Source organism: Pseudomonas sp. NFACC42-2, assembly GCF_900116055.1.
Classification (GTDB): Bacteria; Pseudomonadota; Gammaproteobacteria; order Pseudomonadales; family Pseudomonadaceae; genus Aquipseudomonas; species Aquipseudomonas marginalis.
Window position 1 is genome coordinate 24054 of record NZ_FOZO01000017.1, and the last position, 17864, is coordinate 41917.

The following is a 17864-nucleotide window of genomic DNA, read 5'->3' on the forward strand; positions in this document are numbered from 1 at the left end:
TGCCTATGGACGTGCGCAGCCCGTTTCACCAGTGCCTGGCCCTGAGCCTGGCGGGAATTATCTTCCTCAACCCCATTGTTGCCGCCGCCGCAGAGCTGAGCGTGGACCCGGCCAGCCCTGGCACCAGCGTCGGCCATGCACCCAATGGCGTGCCGGTGGTGAATATCGCCGGGCCCAATGGCAGCGGGCTGTCCCATAACCTGTTCACCGACTACAACGTCGGCAGCCAGGGGCTGATCCTCAACAACGCCACCCAGGCCACGCAACACACCCAGCTGGGGGGTGTGATCCTCGGCAACCCAGGCCTGCAAGGGCGACCCGCCAGCGTGATCCTCAACGAAGTCACCGGTGGCAACCGCAGCCACTTGGGTGGCTACACCGAGGTGGCCGGGCAGGCCGCGCGGGTGATCGTCGCCAATCCCCATGGCATCACCTGCAATGGCTGCGGATTTATCAATACGCCTCGCGCGACATTGACCACCGGCAAGCCAGTGATCGAGGGTGGGCGGCTGGATCACTTTCGCGTAGAGGGCGGCGATATTGCAGTGGAGGGCGCCGGGCTCAATGCACGCAATGTCAGCCAGTTCGACCTGATTACCCGTACGGCCAAGCTGAATGCGCAGTTGCATGCCGACCACCTCACCGTCATCACCGGCCGTAACGATGTCAGCGCCGACAGTTTGCAGGCCCACGCCCATGCCGAGGATGGCCGGGACAAACCGCAACTGGCCATCGACGCCAGCGCACTCGGCGGGATGTACGCCGGGACGATTCGCCTGGTGGGCACTGAGCAGGGCGTAGGCGTAAGGCTGGCGGGCGATATGGCCAGCACCGCCGGCGACATTGTGATCAACGCCAATGGCGGCCTGAGCCTGTCCCACACCACCAGCGTCGGCGCACTCACTGCCAGGGCCGAGTCGATTGACTTGCAGGGCCCGACCTTTGCGATGGGGGATGTCGACCTGCAGGCCCGGGGCGACCTGGTGGTGCGGCAAACCCTGGCCAGTGCCGCAAATGTGAGCGTGGAAGGCACCTCGGTCAGCAACCAGGGCAAGGTTGTCAGTGGCATCCTGGAAGATCGGCGTATCGCGGGCAAACAGCTGGCCATCCAGGCCCAGCGCCTGGATAACCAGGGCGAACTCAACGCCAGTGGCCACCTGGAAATCACCAGCGGCAGCCTCGATAACAACGGCCGGATCGCCGCCGGCAGCGCCAGGGTTGACGCACGCCAGACCCTGAGAAACAACGGCCAGGTCGTCACCGCCCGCGAACTGGATATTGTCGCCCATCAGGCCGTCAACCACGCCGGGACGATTCATGCCGAAGGCGATCTGAGCCTGGTCGCCGACACTGTCGACAACAGCGGCAAGATCGTGGGGGCGGGCAATGAGCTGAGTATTGCGGCCGGCACGTTCACCAACGCTGGCGAACTGCTCAGCGACCACCATCTGCAACTGCAGATCGATGGCGATCTGAAGAACACCGGCCTCATCGCCGCCAAAGGCGATGCCGTCATCAGCGCATCAAACCTCACCCAATACCACGGCCAGATCCTCAGCGGTCAAGACATCCAACTGCGCGTTCGCGATGTACTGCACAACCTCGGCGTGCTCAGCGCAGCGCGGCATATGCAGATCAATGCCGCTCAGTTGAATAACCATGGGAGCGTCGGCAGCCAAGGTCATTTCCTGCTCACTGCCAACGTCACCAACACCGGCCTGCTGTTCAGCGGCGGCGACCTGCACGTGCGCGGCGAGCATTTCAGCAACCTCGAAGGTGATCTCTACAGCGTCGGTGATTTCAGTTTCACTGGCACGCGCTTCAGTAACCTCTCCGGCAGCGTGGAAACCGAAGGCAACCTGCACATCAACGCCCGTGAGTTCGAAAACGCCCGCACCCACCTTGCCCTCGAACGCGAACTGGTCGGCGGCAGCATCCAGTGGGTCTGCGGCCAGCACTGCGACGGCGACGACAGCTTCAAGCGCGGCACCATCTATATCAGCGAAACCTGGCGCGAAACCGCCGCGCCCAACTCCACCCAGGCCGCGCGACTGGTGGCCGGCAAACACCTGAGTATCGACGCGCATACCCTGGAAAACCGCTACAGCCTGCTCGCCGCCAATGGCGACATGCACCTCGCCGCCCACCGCCTTATCAACCAGGGCGCGGCCTCCCAGACCGGTACTTCCAGCACCATCATCGGCACCCCCGGGCGCATCGACAAAGCCCTGTGGGACCAGATGGAGTTCCACGACCTGCCGGCCTTCAACAACGCGCCGTTCGACCCGGTGCGCTTTGCCGAACTCAAGGCACGCTCGACAGGGGAGGGCTTCAGCAACCCCGGCACACTCACGACCTGGCGCGAGGATGGCCGCGCAGTCTATGCCGCCACCCTGCAAGCCGGCGGCAGCCTCAACCTGCAGGCCAGCGAGTACCTGCAAAACGGCACCCTGCGTGAAAACACCCTGGCGCAACTGACGGGCGAAACAGGCCACAACCCCAACGACCTCGAACTGAGCCCTGATCGCCTCAGCGAAGACCTGACCCAACCGCCGGAATTCCAACTGCCCAGCGGTGAATACGGGCTGTTTATCCCCAGCAGGAATCCGGGCAGCCCCTACCTGATTGAAACCAATCCACTCTTCACCCACCTTGCCAGCTTTCTCAGTTCCCAGTACCTGCTCGACAAGATCGGCTACAACAACGACGAAGCCTGGCGACGCCTGGGCGACGGCTACTACGAAAGCCGCCTGATCCGTGACGCCGTGCTGGCGAAGACCGGGCAACGCTTTCTCGCCGGGCTGGAGAGCGACGAGGAACAGTTCCGCTACCTGATGGACAACGGCCTCAGCGCCCGCGACAGCCTGCAACTGAGTGTCGGCGTCGGCCTCACCGCGCAGCAGGTGGCGGCCCTGACCCACGACATCGTGTGGATGGAAAAGCGCCAGGTGCAGGGCGAAGACGTGCTGGTTCCGGTGCTGTACCTGGCAACGGTCGATGCCCATAACCTGCGGGGCGGCAGCCTGGTGCAAGGCCGGGATGTCAACCTGGTCAGCGGTGGCGATATCGTCAGCGTGGGCACCTTGAAAGCCTCGCAGGATCTGACCGCTATCAGCGATGGCAGCCTGCTCAATGGCGGCACGATCAGCGCCGGTGAACGCATCAGTCTGCTGGCCAGCGACAGTATCCGCAATGCGATGGCCGGTGAGATCCGTGGCAGTCACATCGATCTCACCAGTGTGAGCGGCGACATCCTCAACGAACGCACCGCCCACGCCAGGCATCAGGGCGACGGCACCCTCGTCACCCATCTCGACACCGCCAGCCGGATCAGTGCCGGACAGCAACTCACGCTTAATGCCGGTCGCGACATCACCAACCGTGGTGATATCAACAGCGCTGGCGATGCCAGCCTGAGTGCGGGGCGCGACATCAACCTCATCGCCGTCACCGACACCCAACAGGTCCGCACCACGGAAAACGGTGGCCACCGCGTCACCCAACACAGCCGCACTGAACAGCTCGGCGCCAACCTCAACGCCGCCGGTAACCTGAGCCTGCACGCCGGGCGCGACATCACGCTATTGGCCAGCCAGGCCAACGCCGGCAAAGACCTGACCGTCTCCGCCGGTGGCAACCTCCACCTATTGGCCGCCGCCAACGAAACCGATCATGAGGTCAACAGCAAACGCGACGGCGCCAGGGTCCATGAGCAAACCACCCAGGTCCGCCACGTGGGCAGCCAGCTCACCGCCGCCAGCGCGGGGCAAGACATCGTGCTGCACGCCAGTCAGGTTCGCAGCGGCAAGGATGCGTATCTGGTGGCCGGTGGGCAGTTGCAGCTGCTGAGTGCCAATGACAGCGACTACAGCCTGTATGACTACAAGAAAAAAGGCAGCTTCGGCGCACTCAAGACCCAACGCGACGAAGTCACCGACCTGCGCGCGGTGGGCAGCCAGGTCACCACAGGCGGCAACCTCAACCTGATCAGCGGCGGTGACCAGCTTTATCAAGGGGCCAGGCTGGAAAGCGCTGCGGACATCGCCATCACCAGTGGTGGAGCGGTGACCTTCGAAGCGGTGAAGGGCCTGCATCAGGAGAGCCACGAGAAGACCAACAACAACGCATTCTGGGTGTCATCCAAGGGCAAGGGCAGCACTGACGAAACGCTGCGCCAGAGTCAGCTGGTTGCCGGGGGCGCCATTGCGATCAAAGCCGTCGACGGTTTGAAGATCGACATCAAGCAGGTCAACCAGCAGAGCGTCACCCAGTCCATCGATGCGATGGTCAAGGCCGACCCGCAATTGGCTTGGCTCAAGGACGCAGAGCAACGCGGGGACGTGGACTGGCGTCAGGTCAGGGAAGTCCACGACAGCTTCAAGTACAGCCACTCCGGGCTGGGCCCCGCCTCGCAAATGATCATTGCCATTGTGATGTCGGCAGTCATCGGACCCATGGCAGCGGCAGCCGCGGGGGGCGGCGTCGGCGGCGCCATGGTCGGTGCGGTAGCCACCGGCGCGTCGACCAATGCCGGCGTCAGCGTGGTCAATAACCGGGGCAATCTCGGTGCGGTTCTCAAGGATGTGACGGCGTCCGATGCCATCAAGGGCTATGGGATTTCGGCGGTCACTGCCGGGCTGACGGTGGGTCATTTCGATCGGTGGACCGGCGCCCACACCCATACCGACATAGGCAAAATTGTTACATCCGGCTCGCTGGGCACCTGGAGCGGTGTCGGCCAGTTCGCAGCCAACCAGGCGCTGCAGAACGGCACCTCTGTGTTGCTGAACAAAGCCCTGGGGCAGGGCGGCAGTGTCAGTGACGCGCTGAAAAATGCCTTGTTCAACACCTTGGCGGCCGCCAGCTTCAACCTGGTCGGGGATTACACGAAAAACCTCCTGGCGGACGGCTCGGCCCCGAAGGTGGTGATTCACGCCATGGTCGGTGGGTTGCTGGCAGAAGCCACCGGCGGCGACTTCAAAACCGGCGCATTGGCTGCGGCGGCGAGCGAAGCGCTGGTTGGCCACCTGGATGACTTGGTCAAGGGCAACGACAACCTGCTCACCATGAGCTCGCAGATCGTCGGCGTGCTCGCGGCTGCGGCGCAGAGCGATACGGACGCAGCCAAGCTGGAGACCGGCAGTTGGGTGGCGAAGAACGCCACGCAATACAACTACCTGTCACACAACCAACTGGAGCGAGCCGCCAAGCAGATAACGCGATGCACCGACGCCTCCTGCATCGAAGACGCGACGCGCAAATTCATAGAACTGAGCCTGCAGCAGGACATTGACGCGATAGTCAGCTGCCAGGCCGACCCCGACTCTTGCGCCGCACGCTCCATGGAAGTCGCCAACACCCAGGCGAACCTCAACGCCATCCGCGATATCGCTGACGACGCCTCGCCTGAGGCCCGGGCAGCAGTACAGAACCTCATCAACGGCAACTACGAATTCCAGGAAATGTTAGCGACCGCCACGACCGAGCACTCGGTGGGTGCGATGGTCGATTCGCTCAAGGCGAAATGGGAACTGAGCGACGCTCAGGCGCAGGACATTGCGGACAATTTGAAGATTGCGCTGGCGGTTGGGGTGGGGACAGCGGCGGGGGTGGTGGCTTATAGGCGGGCTGTGGCGCGTGGTACAAAAGTCTCGCAGGGCCTGACAGGTGACACCGGCGCCGCTTTACCTCGAGTGAGCAACGGTGTTCCACTTGATCCGCGTCTACCTGATCCAGTGGCTGGCCTGGAGTACACGCCAAAAACGCTGAGTTCCTCCAATCCTAACATTGCTAACTCCCAGGTTAACGGCTATGTCGGCGAGTTGAAATTGGCAAATGATGTTGCCGCCTTGCCCAATCAAACGGTAGTCCGGTACGGCGATGCTATAGGTACGCGCGGCGCAGATCTGGTGTCTGTCAACTCAGCTACAGGTGAAGTCACTTTGTGGGATAACAAGTATCGTAGCAGTGCTCAAAGTGTGCCATCTTCTCCAACGTTTACGCCTGGTTCGAATGCGCTGGATGGAGCAGTTTCCAACGCGCAGACAGCAATCAGAAATTCAAATTTGCCGGATTCAGTAAAGCAGCAAGCCATTCAAAATTTGAGAGATGGTAATTTCAATGCCAATACAGTGGGCTCGGGTGCTGCGAAAAATTCAACACCTGTTAGGTTTTGCGGAAATAACCCTTGTTGAGGATAATTCATGCTCTTTGACCCAGTCAAAACCAGATTTAATGGTTTCAGTGAGGCAATGCTTAAATGGCAATTGGATACGCAGTATGATCCAAAACGGCCAATGGGGAATGTTGCCAAGTCTGATTTGTCCGATGTGATTTCAGCATGGCTAGTTGGCCTCCAAGGCGAGATTGCACCGGTACTTCCCCGCTCTCTGCAATGGATAGATAAGGCCATAGAAAACGACGAGGAATTCGGGCCAGACATTAATGCTCACAGGACAATATTGCACTGGGCAAAAGCTCTGGGTGAATGGATGGAAACGGGCTGGAATTCTGAAGGCGAATGGGGCGCGGCCCGTGTGTATGAGGAAGCTCGCTGGCGTTACGAAAAACGCCCTTGGTCAACGCATGATATTGTCAAAACTGGCTTAGATGACTACATGGCTTTTGCATATCAGAGCGGCGAACACGACGAAGGCTTTGAGGCAGGTATTGAGATGTATCAACGTTGGAGTGGCAAAAGAGAAATATTGCTATCCAGCACTTTGAAGCCCCGAGACTTTGGCTATGCTTTGTGCCTTCATCGAACGGCCCGTCAGGAGTTTAATGAAGACGAACTTTTTAAAGCTGGTAGAAAAATGCTTCAGGCCAATTTGCAAAAAACTTGGTTGGGCGGTGGGCAATATATTCGTGCAGCTACGTGGCTCAAGATTGTCTACTGGCACAACGATGAAGCTCTGACACCGTTACAAACTGTTTTGAAAGCATACGAAAACATGCCTAAAGTACCTCGGCCGGATTTTGTTTCAATAGTATGATCTTTTTGTAATGTCGAATCGATTTGGGGCAAAAGCGACAGGTGGTGCCGGTGAAAGTGCAGGCGCCATGCGCCGATTGGACTATGAAGGTGCTCCCTACCACGGAAAAGTCGAGAATGCAGTTAATGGTCGAGCTCCGGTTAATGGTCAAGAAGCGCTAGATTTTTCGATTCAAGTTAAACGGAGTCTGACCCCGAGTGATCTCAGATGATTGCCAGTTTTGAGACTGGGGGTTATCCATCAACACCTGTAGGAAAATTGGTTGGTACGCAATCTACGATGCCGGATGGTTCGCGTGTCCGTGTCATGCAAGCAGATAGCCGTAGTCCTCAGAGGGCTTCGTTTGAAAATGCTAATGGTGGGCCAATAGATCCAACAACGTGCAAGCCACCACAGCCACCGAAAGGTATTTCTAAAATCGAAAGAAAACAGTGGATTAGAGAAAGAACGCATATTGAGCAGGTGGACTAATGTTTGATTTTTTAAAGCTTGTCATGTCATTTTCCTCACTTCGTATTAATAGTATTGAGTGGGATGGTGATTTTTTGAACGTTTCTGGAGACGGTTGGAGCTTTAGCAGTAGTAGTGCCTGGAGGGTGTCTAAGGATGACGACATGTTGTTTGCATGTAGGGATGATCAGGCAAGTGTGCGTATTAAAGAGTTGGTAGGTCTTTCAGTTGGAAGTGTTTCGTGGATCGCCCAGAATCAGCCCGTAGATCCATCTCTTGCACTTTCTGATGGTAGAAGGCTTGATGTATTTTGCTCTTCTGTTTGCGAGCCTTGGGTAATGACTCTTCCGAATAATATTGTTTATGTTGGGAATTCATAAAGTGCAAAAGGAACAGGGCAAGATTTACGGGAAGTTGAGATTGTTTCTGGCAGTAAAGGTGCGTGGAATAAAGAGTTGAATAAGTCTGTGCCGAATACCGTATATAAGGTCTATGTGAATAAAAACTTCCCAACAGATGGCTTGAGCCACGTTGAGAGGGTCGAGTCAAATCTTTCATTAATAAAATATGATCGGAGTACATATCAGCAATGTGTGGCAGGCAAGTGCGGCGTTAGTGGGGGCGAGGGTGGGCACTTGATTGCTAGTATGTTCAACGGACCTTGGGAGAGATTGAACCTTCTTCCCATGAATGGGAACTTAAATGAAGATACTTGGAAATCTATGGTGAATGCATGGGCGTTCGAACTTAAAGGGGGTAAATAGGTTGGCGTGAAAATTCTTGATTATTGCAAATTAGTGCGATTTAAAGAAAATTAATGCCAGTCAGAGCAACTTAGAGTAACTCAGTGCAACTTCTCTCGGGTGTGGGGTCAGCACGTTTTTGTTGAGGCACGTTACCGACTGTTTACAAACGAGCTGCGCCATTCGTAACCAATCGACCGGACCAGTGGTGAAACAGTAAGCTATAGTGCTGTGCCCATTTATACAGGTACAAACCCAATGCCAACCGGTGTAATGTTGTCTGCTCGTGGGGCAGGCGGTTTTACTCTTGATGTATAAATTCCGAACGTGAGTGGAGTTAAGTAAGAATGATAAATAAACTGATTGCTCTCCTTTCACCACCCTCTCAGCGAATCTTTGATAATGCGGTTTGGGCGACCTTTGAATCTGAGGGAGGTCTGCGATTACCATCTGATTTTAAACAGTTCATATCAATTTACGGATGTGGAGCAGTAGACGATTTCGTATGGGTGTTAGATCCATTTTCAGAAAACTCAAATTTGAATTTTGACAAAAGCCAATATTTTATAGATGCGTACGCTGTAATGAGGCAGGAATTTTTATCGGACTATCCAAGACCAGATTACCCTGCGGAAGGCTCTTTTCTTCCTTGGGCGGTAACGGATAATGGAGAAACTTTTGTTTGGTTGGTTGATGGGGAGCCAGACTCATGGAAAGTTGCTATTCATAGCTCGGATCAGGGGGAAGAGGAAATCTACAACTTCGGCTGTGTTGAGTTTATTTTAAAGCTGCTTAGCAGAGATATTTCGTCAAAAATTCTACCTGGTCAGTTTCCTCCTGTTGATCTAGATAAACATTTTTTTACAGCTGCTGATTAGATGCAAAAGGAACTGCGAGCGGCTTGCCGTCTGGTGAAATGAAATTAGTCGATCACGGTACTATCCGACTTCCTTGCCAGATTTAAAGTTATAGGCCTGGCAGTCAGAGATCATAAATTCCGTTAAAAATATGCCGGAGGGATCGGCCAACGCAGCCGCAGAGAGTGCGCTTAAGGCTGGCAGGGTCGAAGGCCGAATATTCAAATGGCCACAATAGGCTTGAGGTATTTAAGATGAAAGAATGGTCATCGCTGTGCAAATCAAAAGTTGGGGGCGCCGTTGATGTACGGGAGCAATGCGTTATCGCTATGGACGACGGTGCATACAAAATTTCAGACGATCAGTATTTTTTAGCTGACGAGTCTTCTGATGAGGGAGAGGAAAAACTTCGTTTGCTATCCCTCTACTGGGCCTGCAGTGAGCCTGCATTTAGAAGAGCCTACTACAGGGATGTTGAAAATGATGACATGGCCGTATGCCGGCCGCCGCCTGAATTGCTTCCAGTTGGGGCGGGGAGACCTATAGTCAGATAAAAAATGCCCTTAGCTCTCTTGGTTCTGACAAGTTTATGGAGTACGCCTCTTATCGTGTTATGTCTGATGGTGCATTTGTTCATAAGGGCTTAGAAAGTTCATTGGCTGTTTATTATTTTCGCTTGCATGATATTGTTGATGATGAGCTGCCTTACGCGATACTGTGGAAGATTTCTAGTGTGTGATTTAATGAAAAACAACGTCCTGTTACTGGGTTGAAGCGGTGCAAAAGTCACAGCCACGATTGGAGGTTAAACAGCTTCTACACTTCCGAAGACCTGTGGCGAGTCGGTCCTCGGTCATAATACCCAGATTGGCGTGCGAAATAGAGGGTAAACGGGGTCTGACCCCGAGTGATCCCCGGCGACCACAAAGACGCCGGTGGATTTGGGAAGGTCATGGATGTGATTGCCCCCGATGGTCGTCGGCTTCGCTACGATTCGAATGGAAAATTTATTGGGTTATTGGAGCCGCCGAAGCCATGAGTCTTTTATCAACTGTGATAACAAGCCCCCCAGACCGAGAGAATTGTGTAGTCGAAATTTGGGCGGGGTCGAGTCAGTTGGCTGAGGTACCGCATGAGCCAGGAAGATCAATTGAAATAGAAATTTATTCCGCTATTGAGGGAGGTAAATTGAACTTGAAACTTGAGGATCTTGTGATTGCTTTGCATCAAGCGGCTAAGAATTTAGCTTCTCGAGAGTAAGTTGGCGCAAAATATGAAAGTGATGCTGAGGTATCAACTAGAGCTACCCAGAAGCAGCTCGATGAAAAACTCAAACGTGCTTCTGATTTTGGTGTGGTGACTATAAAGAAAAATTATCCTTTGTTACATTCTGGAGCGGGATAGTTAAGCCTTCTTGGACCGACTGCTTTGCAATGTCTTGCGCTCGCCAGCTACATGAGAAGCGCGAGTGGGGGACGGCTATCTCAGTGGCCCCACCACCTGCCGATACTTCTCCACCCCCTGCGGCGTCTCCCGCACCAAACTGATCTCCAACCCCAATGGATCCTCACGCCGATTCCCGCTCAACTGCCGCCAGCCCTTATCCGCCTCCCACACCCGCACCTGCAGGTCACGGACCCCGCTCAACACCACCACCCCATCTTTCGCCGCCGGCAGCGGATAGCGATCCCGCGCGGGTGCGGCAGCGCGATACAAACTGTCGCCCTTGAGCCACCAGCGCACCCGTTGCAGGCCATCGCCGGCGATGGGCGCGCTGCGAATGATGTCCAGCCGAAAGCCTTTGCTGTCGGAACTGCGCACGGTGACCGCCGCCAGTCCATCGAGCTTTTCTGCACTGTTCTTTGAGGGCTCCGGGGTGTTCAGTTCGACGCTGGCGCGCAGGCTGATGTCGCGCTGCAGTTGGTTGAGGGCGCGCAGCAGCACTTCGGTCTGTTCGCTGCTCGCCTGCAGGTGCTGGTCGGCGCGGGTGACGCTGTCCAGCCCGCGCCAGGCGATCACGCTGACTACGGCCATGAGCATGATCGCGACCATCACTTCGATCAGGGTGAAGCCTTGCTCGGATCGGTTCATGGCTGGCTCACCACGCGCATCAGGCCGGCGGCGTCGCGTTGCAGGCTGAGGCTGTGTTGGCCGTCGGACAGCACGATGCGCACGGGTGGGTTGATCCATTCGGCGTCGAGCACCAGGGTTTGCCGGGGTTCGATATTGATGTGCATCGGCGTGCTTTCCCACAGGCGCGGGCGCAGTTGGGTGTCGCCCTGGAACGCTTCGACGCCGCTGCCATCGTCGGTGCGGCGGTTGAAGCGAAAGCCCTTTGCGTCGGCGCGCCAGGTGATCGGGCGGCCGTCCGCGCGGGCTTCGGCCTGGGCCACTTGCAGCAGTTGGCTCAGGCGCTCGGCGTCCTTGCGCAGCAGGTGCAGCGGGTCGGGCTTGATGGTCAGGCTGATGGCGGCGCTGGCGATGCCGATGATCACCAGCACCACCATCAACTCGATCAGGGTGAAGCCTTGCTGTTTCATCGGTAGGCCCCTCGAAAGCTGGTGAGCTTGTGAAATAAAAACGTGCGAATTGGCCTGTAGGCTGGTGCCATGGACAAACAGGAGGTCCTTCCCATGGCATTCACCCTGCGTTTCTCACCGGCCCACGGTGTGCAGATCGTGGCGTTGCTGGCGGCATTGGCCGGTGTGGCGGTCTGGACGCCGCTGCTGCTGACGTCCGCCGAGTCCCATACGCCCCAGGCCGCGCCCCAGGTGCTGGCGGCGCGCAGCGATAACCCGGCGCTGCAATGGTTTTCCAATGCGCCGGCGGCGTTGCAGGTCAAGGTCTCTGGGGTGCTGGCCGGGGCGCGCGGTGCGGTGGCGATCCTCAGTCTCAACGACGGCCCGCCGCGCAGTTTCCTGCTGGGCGAGCGCCTCAGCCCGGGCGTGCGGCTCACGGCCATCGAAGGCGACGGGGTCGAGATCGAGCGCGGCGGCGAGAAGCTGCGCGTCAACCTCGACAAGTTGCCCGATGGGCCGGCCTTGCCGCGCCTCACTCGGCCCTGACCTGTGTCTCCACGCGGGCCAGCGGCGGCGCCTCGCGGCTGGCGTCCAGCACCTGCACGTTGACTTGAAACAGGCGGCCATCGCGACTGATGGTCTGTTCGCATCGCAGCTTCAAGCGCCCCTGGTCACAGCTGAAGGTCTTTGTGCCGTCGCGCAAATGCCCCTCCAGGCGCAACTCCGCCAGGCGACTCTGCGCCGCCAGCAACGCCATGGATTTGTCCCGCAGCAGGCCGTTGCCCTGGGTCATCAACCCCGCCACGCGGATGGCAGCGGCCATCGCCACAGCGATAATCGCCAGCGCCACCAGCACCTCGATCAGGGTAAAACCTTGCTCCTTGCGACGGCCGTACATGGGGTTCTCAAAGCCGGGAAACAGGCCCGCAGACTAGCGCCGGCAGTTGACCGATTGGCGACCGAAACTCCCGAGGATTTTCAATACGACTGACATGTGTTCTTGCAACACTGCGCCACGAAATGTACCCAAGCCAAGGAATGTCGAGATGGATATCGCGCGCCTAACATCCCCATTGCCAGGCCCTCGCGGCCAGCGTGGCTTCACCTTGATCGAGATCATGGTGGTGGTGGTCATCCTCGGGATCCTCGCGGCGATGGTGGTGCCCAAGGTCCTCGATCGCCCGGACCAGGCGCGGGCCACCGCCGCGAAACAGGACATCGGCGGGTTGATGCAGGCGTTGAAGCTGTATCGTCTCGACCACGGCACCTACCCGAGCATGAACCAGGGCCTGAAAGTGCTGGTGGAGCGCCCGGCGGATGCCAAGAACAGCAACTGGCGCGCCTACCTAGAGCGCTTGCCCAACGACCCCTGGGGCCATCCTTATCACTACCTCAATCCGGGCGCCAACGGTGAGGTCGATGTGTTCTCCCTGGGTGCCGATGGCCAACCGGATGGCGATGGCGTCAATGCCGATATCGGCTCCTGGCAGTTGTAAGGCGCGCCATGAAACGGTATTCGCCCCCAGCGGCGAAGCAGCGCGGCATGGCGATTATCAGTGCCTTGCTGATCGCGGCGGTGGTGGCGGTGATCGCTGGCGGCATGCTCACGCGCCAGACCGTATTCACCCGCAGCCTGGAAGCCGAACAGTCGCGCGTGCAGGGCCAATGGCTGTTGCTCGGTGGCCTTGAACGCAGCCGGCAGATGCTCTGGGAGGCGCGCCAGAAGGACGTGCTGACCCGCCTTGACCAGCCCTGGGCGCGGGCCCAGGCCGGCGTGTTCGAGGGGCGGATCGACGATGAACAGGGCAAGTTCAACCTGCGCAACCTGGTTAACCGCCAACAGCCCGACGCCGAGCAATTGCAGAGCTTCGAGCGCCTGTGCCGCACCCTGGGCGTGGCCCCGGCCGTGAGCCGGCGCATCAGCCAGCGGGTGATTGCCTCCTACGAACAGAACGGGCAGCCCGCCAAATACCCGATGCTGCGCAGCCTCGACGACCTCAGTGGCCTCGAAGGCCTGACCCCGGAGGTGTTGCAGCGCCTGCAGGCGTACGTCAGCGTGCTGCCCGGCAATACCTGGGTCAACGGCAACACCGCCAGCGCCGAAGTGCTCAGCGCGGTGGTGCCGCAGCTCAGCCTGTCCCAGGCCCACGGGCTGGTGGCCGAGCGCGACAACGGGCATTGGTTCATCAACCGTGGGGATTTCGTCAACCGTCTGCACTTGCCCCAGGTGGAGTTGGAAGCGGTGCAAGTGGGCATTACCAGCGAGTGGTTTCGCCTCCAGGGCCAGGCGCGACGCGAGCGCCGGCGGGTGACGATCGACGCGTTGCTGCACCGCCCCGAAGACCGTGAGCCCAGGGTGATCTGGTCGCGGGTGGGCGTATGAAACGCTTGCGCATTGCCTTGCCGCCGCTGGATCAGGTCTGTGCTGAAAGCCAGGTGAAATTTGCCTGGCTCGAGCGTGGCGTGGTGGTGGCCGAGGGGCAGGAAAGCCTGGCGCAATTGGGCAAGCGCCGGCAGGCGGTGGACTGCTTTCTGCACCCGCATGACAGCCTGCTCACCAGCCTGGAGCTGCCGCCATTGCCCGCAGCAAAAAACCAGGCGGCGGTGGCGTGTGCGGCCCAGGCGCTGATCCTCGGGCCGGTGGAACAGATGCACGTGGCCCACGGCCCGCGCGAAAGCGATGGGCGCGTGCAGGTGGGCTGGGTGCCCAAGGCCGGGCTGGAGCGGCTGGGCCAGGTCTTGGCCCAGGTGCAGCTCAAGCTGCGCGGCCTGTACCCGGCGCCCTATGCGTTGCCAGTGGGGGCGGCGGCGTTGGACGACGGCTATCTGTTGACCCGCGACAGCCTGCAACAGGGCGCTGTGCACCCGCTGGGGTTGCAGGCGCTCGACGTGCCGCTGGTGGCGGAGGCGCAGCGTTGGAGCGGCGCGGTGCCTGGCTGGGGCTTGCACGCTCGCCTCGGTCAAGCCTCCGGCGCCGGATGGGGCAGGGCGCTGGCCTGTGTGGCGCTGGCCGCTGCCATCTGGACCGTCGGCCTCAACCTGTATGCCGCGCGCCAGGTCGACGAAGGCCAACGGCTCAAGGCGTTGATGAACCAACAGGTGCGCCAGGCGTTTCCTGAATTACCCGTGGTGCTCAACCCCTTGCAGCAGGCCCGTCAACAGTTGGCCGCACGTCAGAGCGGCGCGGCTGCCGATTCGGGCCAACGCTTCAGCAGCCTGCTGCAACTGGCAGGCAGCAACCTGCCCTTTATGGTGGGCAGCGTCGACAACCTCAATTTTGAACAGGGCACCTTGCACCTGGCGTTACTCGCCGACAGCCGCAACCCGGCGGCCGAGGGCGAGTGGCAGGCCGCGTTGGCCCAGGCCGGTTTTGCCGCCACGCGCGATGAGCAGGGCTGGAGCATCGGCCCGGCGCCGGCCACGGAAAAACCGGAGGCCGGCGATGAATAGGTGGCTGCGCCTGCGCACCCAGGCCCAGGTGTTCTGGAGCGGCCTGGCCCTGCGCGAGAAACGCCTGCTGATCGGCGCCGGGCTGGTGTTGGCAAGCCTGCTGACCTGGCTGGTGCTGGTGCAGCCGGCGTTGAAAAAGATCGACTACTGGCAGGCCGAAACCCCCAGGCTGCGCGCCCAGGCCGAAGCCTTGCAGGTGCTGTTGCAGGATGTCGCCGCGCCGCGCCAGGCCGACGAAGCCGCGTTGCGCCAGGCCCTGGACAGTGCCGGCCTGCAAGGGCATTACCAGGTGCAGGCGCTGGAGGCCGGCGGTTGGCGCCTGACCTTCGACAACGCCCCGGCCGACGCCGTGGTGGGCTGGCTGCTGGGCAATCCCCGTTCATTTTCCCTGGAGGTGTCCGAGGCGCGTTTGCAACGTGCTGCGGATGCCGTCGATAACTCGGCCGGCACTGTGTCCGGGACCGTTCGCATGGATCAGGCGCCTGGCGCTAAGGAAGCTTCATGAAGTGGTCAGTCCTCCCTTTTCGCAAGGCCGCGCCGTTGCTGTTGCTGGCCTTGAGTGCGTGCAGCAGCCCGTCAACCACGCCGTTACTGGTGGACAGTGAGCTTGGCCAACCCCTGGCCGATACCCGGCGCAGCGGCGATACTCTGCTGGATCGCCAGCGCGACGAAGCGCCGAAACCGCGGGTCCAGCACCCGGTGACCAACAGCGTCCGTGGCCAGGCCCCGGCGCCGGTCAAGGCGCGTAACCCGCTGGGCGACCAGCCGGTGCAGCTCAATTTCGTCGATGCCGATATCCAGGCCGTGGTGCGCGCGCTGTCCCGTGCCACCGGCCAGCAGTTCCTGGTGGACCCGCGGGTAAAGGGCAAGCTCACCCTGGTCAGCGAAGGCCAGGTGCCGGCCCATCAGGCCTACGACATGCTGCTGGCGGCGCTGCGCATGCAGGGTTTCAGTGTGGTGGATGTGGGCGGCGTGGCCCAGGTGGTGCCGGAGGCCGATGCCAAGTTGCTCGGCGGGCCGATCTACAGTGCCGGCAGCAGTGGTATGCAGACGCGCACCTTCCGCCTGCAATACGAAAATGCGGTGAACCTGATCCCGGTGCTGCGCCCCATCGTGTCGCCGAACAACCCGATCAACGCCTACCCTGGCAACAACAGCATCGTCATCACCGACTATGCGGAAAACCTTGCGCGGGTCGCCCAGATCATCAGCGGCATCGACACCCCCAGCGCCATCGACACCGATGTGGTGCAGATTCAGAACGGCATTGCCGTGGACATCGCCGCCATGGTTTCCGAGCTGCTGGAAACCCAGGGCGCCGACCAGACCCAGAAGATCAACGTGGTCGGTGACCCGCGCTCCAATTCGATCATCATCCGTTCCGGCAGCCCCGAACGTACGGAGCTGGCGCGCAACCTCATCTACAAGCTCGACAATGCCCAGAGCAACCCCAGCAATATGCACGTGGTGTACCTGCGCAACGCCCAGGCGGCCAAGCTGGCCCAGTCGCTGCGCGGGCTGCTCACCGGCGAGAGCGATTCCGGCGTGAGCGATGATGGGCGTGGCAAGCTCAGCGCCATGGGCGGCAATGGCAATAACAGCCAGGGCACGAGTAATGCCCAGAACAGCAGCGGCACGCCCACCGGCAGTGGCGTGCAGTCGGGCTATGGGCAAGCCACCGGCTCCAGCACCGGCACCAGTACTGGCAGCGGCAATACCGCCAACGAGCAGGACACCGCGTTCAGCGCCGGCGGCGTGACCATCCAGGCCGACGCCACCACCAACACCCTGCTGATCTCCGCGCCGGACCCGCTGTACCGCAACCTGCGGGAAGTGATCGACATGCTTGACCAGCGCCGCGCCCAGGTGGTGATCGAAAGCCTGATCGTGGAAGTGGGCGAGGACGATGCCACCGAGTTCGGTGTGCAATGGCAGGCCGGCAACCTGGCGGGCAAAGGTGGCTTCGGCGGGGTGAACCTGGGGGGCAGCGGTGTCGTGGGCACGCCCGCCAGTCCCACCAGCATCGACGTACTGCCCAAGGGCCTGAATATCGGCGTGGTCAACGGCACCGTGGATATTCCGGGGATCGGCAAGGTGCTCGACCTCAAGGTCCTGGCCCGTGCCTTGAAGAGCAAGGGCGGCACCAACGTGCTGTCCACGCCGAACCTGCTGACCCTGGACAACGAAGCGGCGAGCATTTTCGTCGGGCAGACCATTCCATTCGTCACCGGCAGTTATGTGACCGGTGGCGGCGGCACCAGCAATAACCCGTTCCAGACCGTGCAGCGCGAAGAGGTGGGGCTCAAGCTGAATGTACGCCCGCAGATCTCCGAAGGCGGCACGGTGAAGCTGGATATCTACCAGGAAGTCAGCACCGTGGACACACGGGCGTCGGTGTCGGCGGGCACGGTGACCAACAAGCGCGCGATCGATACCAGCATCCTGCTCGACGACGGGCAGATCATGGTGCTGGGCGGGCTGTTGCAGGACGGCTACAGCCAGAGCAACGACGCGGTGCCGTGGCTCTCGGATATTCCGGGGTTGGGGGCGTTGTTTCGCAACGAGAAGCGCAGTGTGAGCAAGACCAACCTGATGGTGTTTTTGCGGCCTTACATTATTCGCGACAGTGGCGCGGGGCGCAGCATTACCTTGAACCGCTATGAGTTTATGCGCCGGGCGCAGAGTGGGTTGCAGCCGGAACACAGCTGGGCGATGCCGGATGTGCAGGCGCCGCAATTGCCGGCGGTGGAGAAGGCGATTCCGGGCGGGCAGCAGCAGGGGCCGAGGGCGGTCATTCGCGCGGTGCCTGTAGGTGCACGACCATGAGCCTGCTGTACGCAGGACCAAATG

14 protein-coding genes are annotated in these 17864 nt (G+C 59.8%); 11 read left to right on the forward strand and 3 right to left on the reverse strand.

Annotated elements, in window-relative coordinates:
- Positions 1-5 precede the first annotated feature (5 nt).
- The 5 genes from BM416_RS23470 to BM416_RS23485 all read left to right on the forward strand — a co-directional run bounded on the left by BM416_RS23470 (position 6) and on the right by BM416_RS23485 (position 9066).
- Positions 6-6194 carry a two-partner secretion domain-containing protein gene (locus tag BM416_RS23470; protein WP_092489616.1) on the forward strand — a complete coding sequence of 2063 codons (6189 nt, stop codon included), beginning with the start codon at positions 6-8 and terminating at the stop codon, positions 6192-6194.
- A 9-nt stretch (positions 6195-6203) separates the two neighbouring features.
- Positions 6204-6995 carry a hypothetical protein gene (locus tag BM416_RS23475; RefSeq protein WP_092359756.1) on the forward strand — a complete coding sequence of 264 codons (792 nt, stop codon included), beginning with the start codon at positions 6204-6206 and terminating at the stop codon, positions 6993-6995.
- Positions 6996-7465: 470 nt separating this feature from the next.
- A complete protein-coding gene (locus tag BM416_RS30455) occupies positions 7466-7825 on the forward strand; it encodes a hypothetical protein (protein ID WP_137213091.1) in 360 nt (119 codons plus the stop codon).
- Positions 7826-7912: 87 nt separating this feature from the next.
- A complete protein-coding gene (locus tag BM416_RS31255) occupies positions 7913-8209 on the forward strand; it encodes a DNA/RNA non-specific endonuclease (protein WP_371856065.1) in 297 nt (98 codons plus the stop codon).
- A 326-nt stretch (positions 8210-8535) separates the two neighbouring features.
- The gene (locus BM416_RS23485) at positions 8536-9066 is read left to right on the forward strand and encodes an SMI1/KNR4 family protein (protein WP_092489617.1); all 531 of its coding nucleotides are present in this window, start codon (positions 8536-8538) and stop codon (positions 9064-9066) included.
- Between the two features lie 1458 nt (positions 9067-10524).
- Here BM416_RS23485 and BM416_RS23495 read toward each other — a convergent pair.
- Both BM416_RS23495 and gspH read right to left on the reverse strand, forming a co-directional pair.
- The gene (locus BM416_RS23495; RefSeq protein ID WP_092489618.1) at positions 10525-11136 is read right to left on the reverse strand and encodes a type II secretion system protein GspJ; all 612 of its coding nucleotides are present in this window, start codon (positions 11134-11136) and stop codon (positions 10525-10527) included.
- On the reverse strand, positions 11133-11585 hold the full coding sequence (gene gspH, locus BM416_RS23500; protein ID WP_092489619.1) for a type II secretion system minor pseudopilin GspH: 453 nt from the start codon (positions 11583-11585) through the stop codon (positions 11133-11135). The genes BM416_RS23495 and gspH overlap by 4 nt, the downstream gene beginning before the upstream one ends.
- A 93-nt stretch (positions 11586-11678) precedes the next feature.
- On the opposite strand from gspH, the gene BM416_RS23505 reads away from it, so the two are divergent.
- A complete protein-coding gene (locus tag BM416_RS23505; protein WP_027607547.1) occupies positions 11679-12110 on the forward strand; it encodes a type II secretion system protein N in 432 nt (143 codons plus the stop codon).
- Here the strand turns inward: BM416_RS23505 and gspI are convergent.
- On the reverse strand, positions 12097-12462 hold the full coding sequence (gene gspI / locus BM416_RS23510) for a type II secretion system minor pseudopilin GspI (protein WP_092489620.1): 366 nt from the start codon (positions 12460-12462) through the stop codon (positions 12097-12099). The two genes, BM416_RS23505 and gspI, sit on opposite strands and share 14 nt — an antisense overlap.
- 148 nt (positions 12463-12610) lie before the next feature.
- Between gspI and gspG the strand changes: the two genes are divergently transcribed.
- From gspG to gspD, 5 genes are read left to right on the forward strand one after another with little or no spacing between them, the layout of a single operon-like run.
- Positions 12611-13060 (forward strand): type II secretion system major pseudopilin GspG, encoded by a 450-nt coding sequence (gspG, locus tag BM416_RS23515; RefSeq protein ID WP_053140795.1) that lies wholly within the window; start codon positions 12611-12613, stop codon positions 13058-13060.
- Between the two features lie 8 nt (positions 13061-13068).
- Complete coding sequence (gspK, locus tag BM416_RS23520; RefSeq protein WP_175539093.1) at positions 13069-13947, forward strand: type II secretion system minor pseudopilin GspK; 879 nt, start codon at positions 13069-13071, stop codon at positions 13945-13947.
- Positions 13944-15014, forward strand: coding sequence for a type II secretion system protein GspL (gene gspL, locus BM416_RS23525; RefSeq protein WP_092489621.1), 1071 nt, complete (start codon positions 13944-13946; stop codon positions 15012-15014). The genes gspK and gspL overlap by 4 nt, the downstream gene beginning before the upstream one ends.
- A complete protein-coding gene (gene gspM, locus BM416_RS23530) occupies positions 15007-15519 on the forward strand; it encodes a type II secretion system protein GspM (protein WP_092489622.1) in 513 nt (170 codons plus the stop codon). Before gspL ends, gspM begins: the two co-directional genes overlap by 8 nt.
- Positions 15516-17840 carry a type II secretion system secretin GspD gene (gene gspD, locus BM416_RS23535; protein WP_092489623.1) on the forward strand — a complete coding sequence of 775 codons (2325 nt, stop codon included), beginning with the start codon at positions 15516-15518 and terminating at the stop codon, positions 17838-17840. The genes gspM and gspD overlap by 4 nt, the downstream gene beginning before the upstream one ends.
- Positions 17841-17864 lie beyond the last annotated feature (24 nt).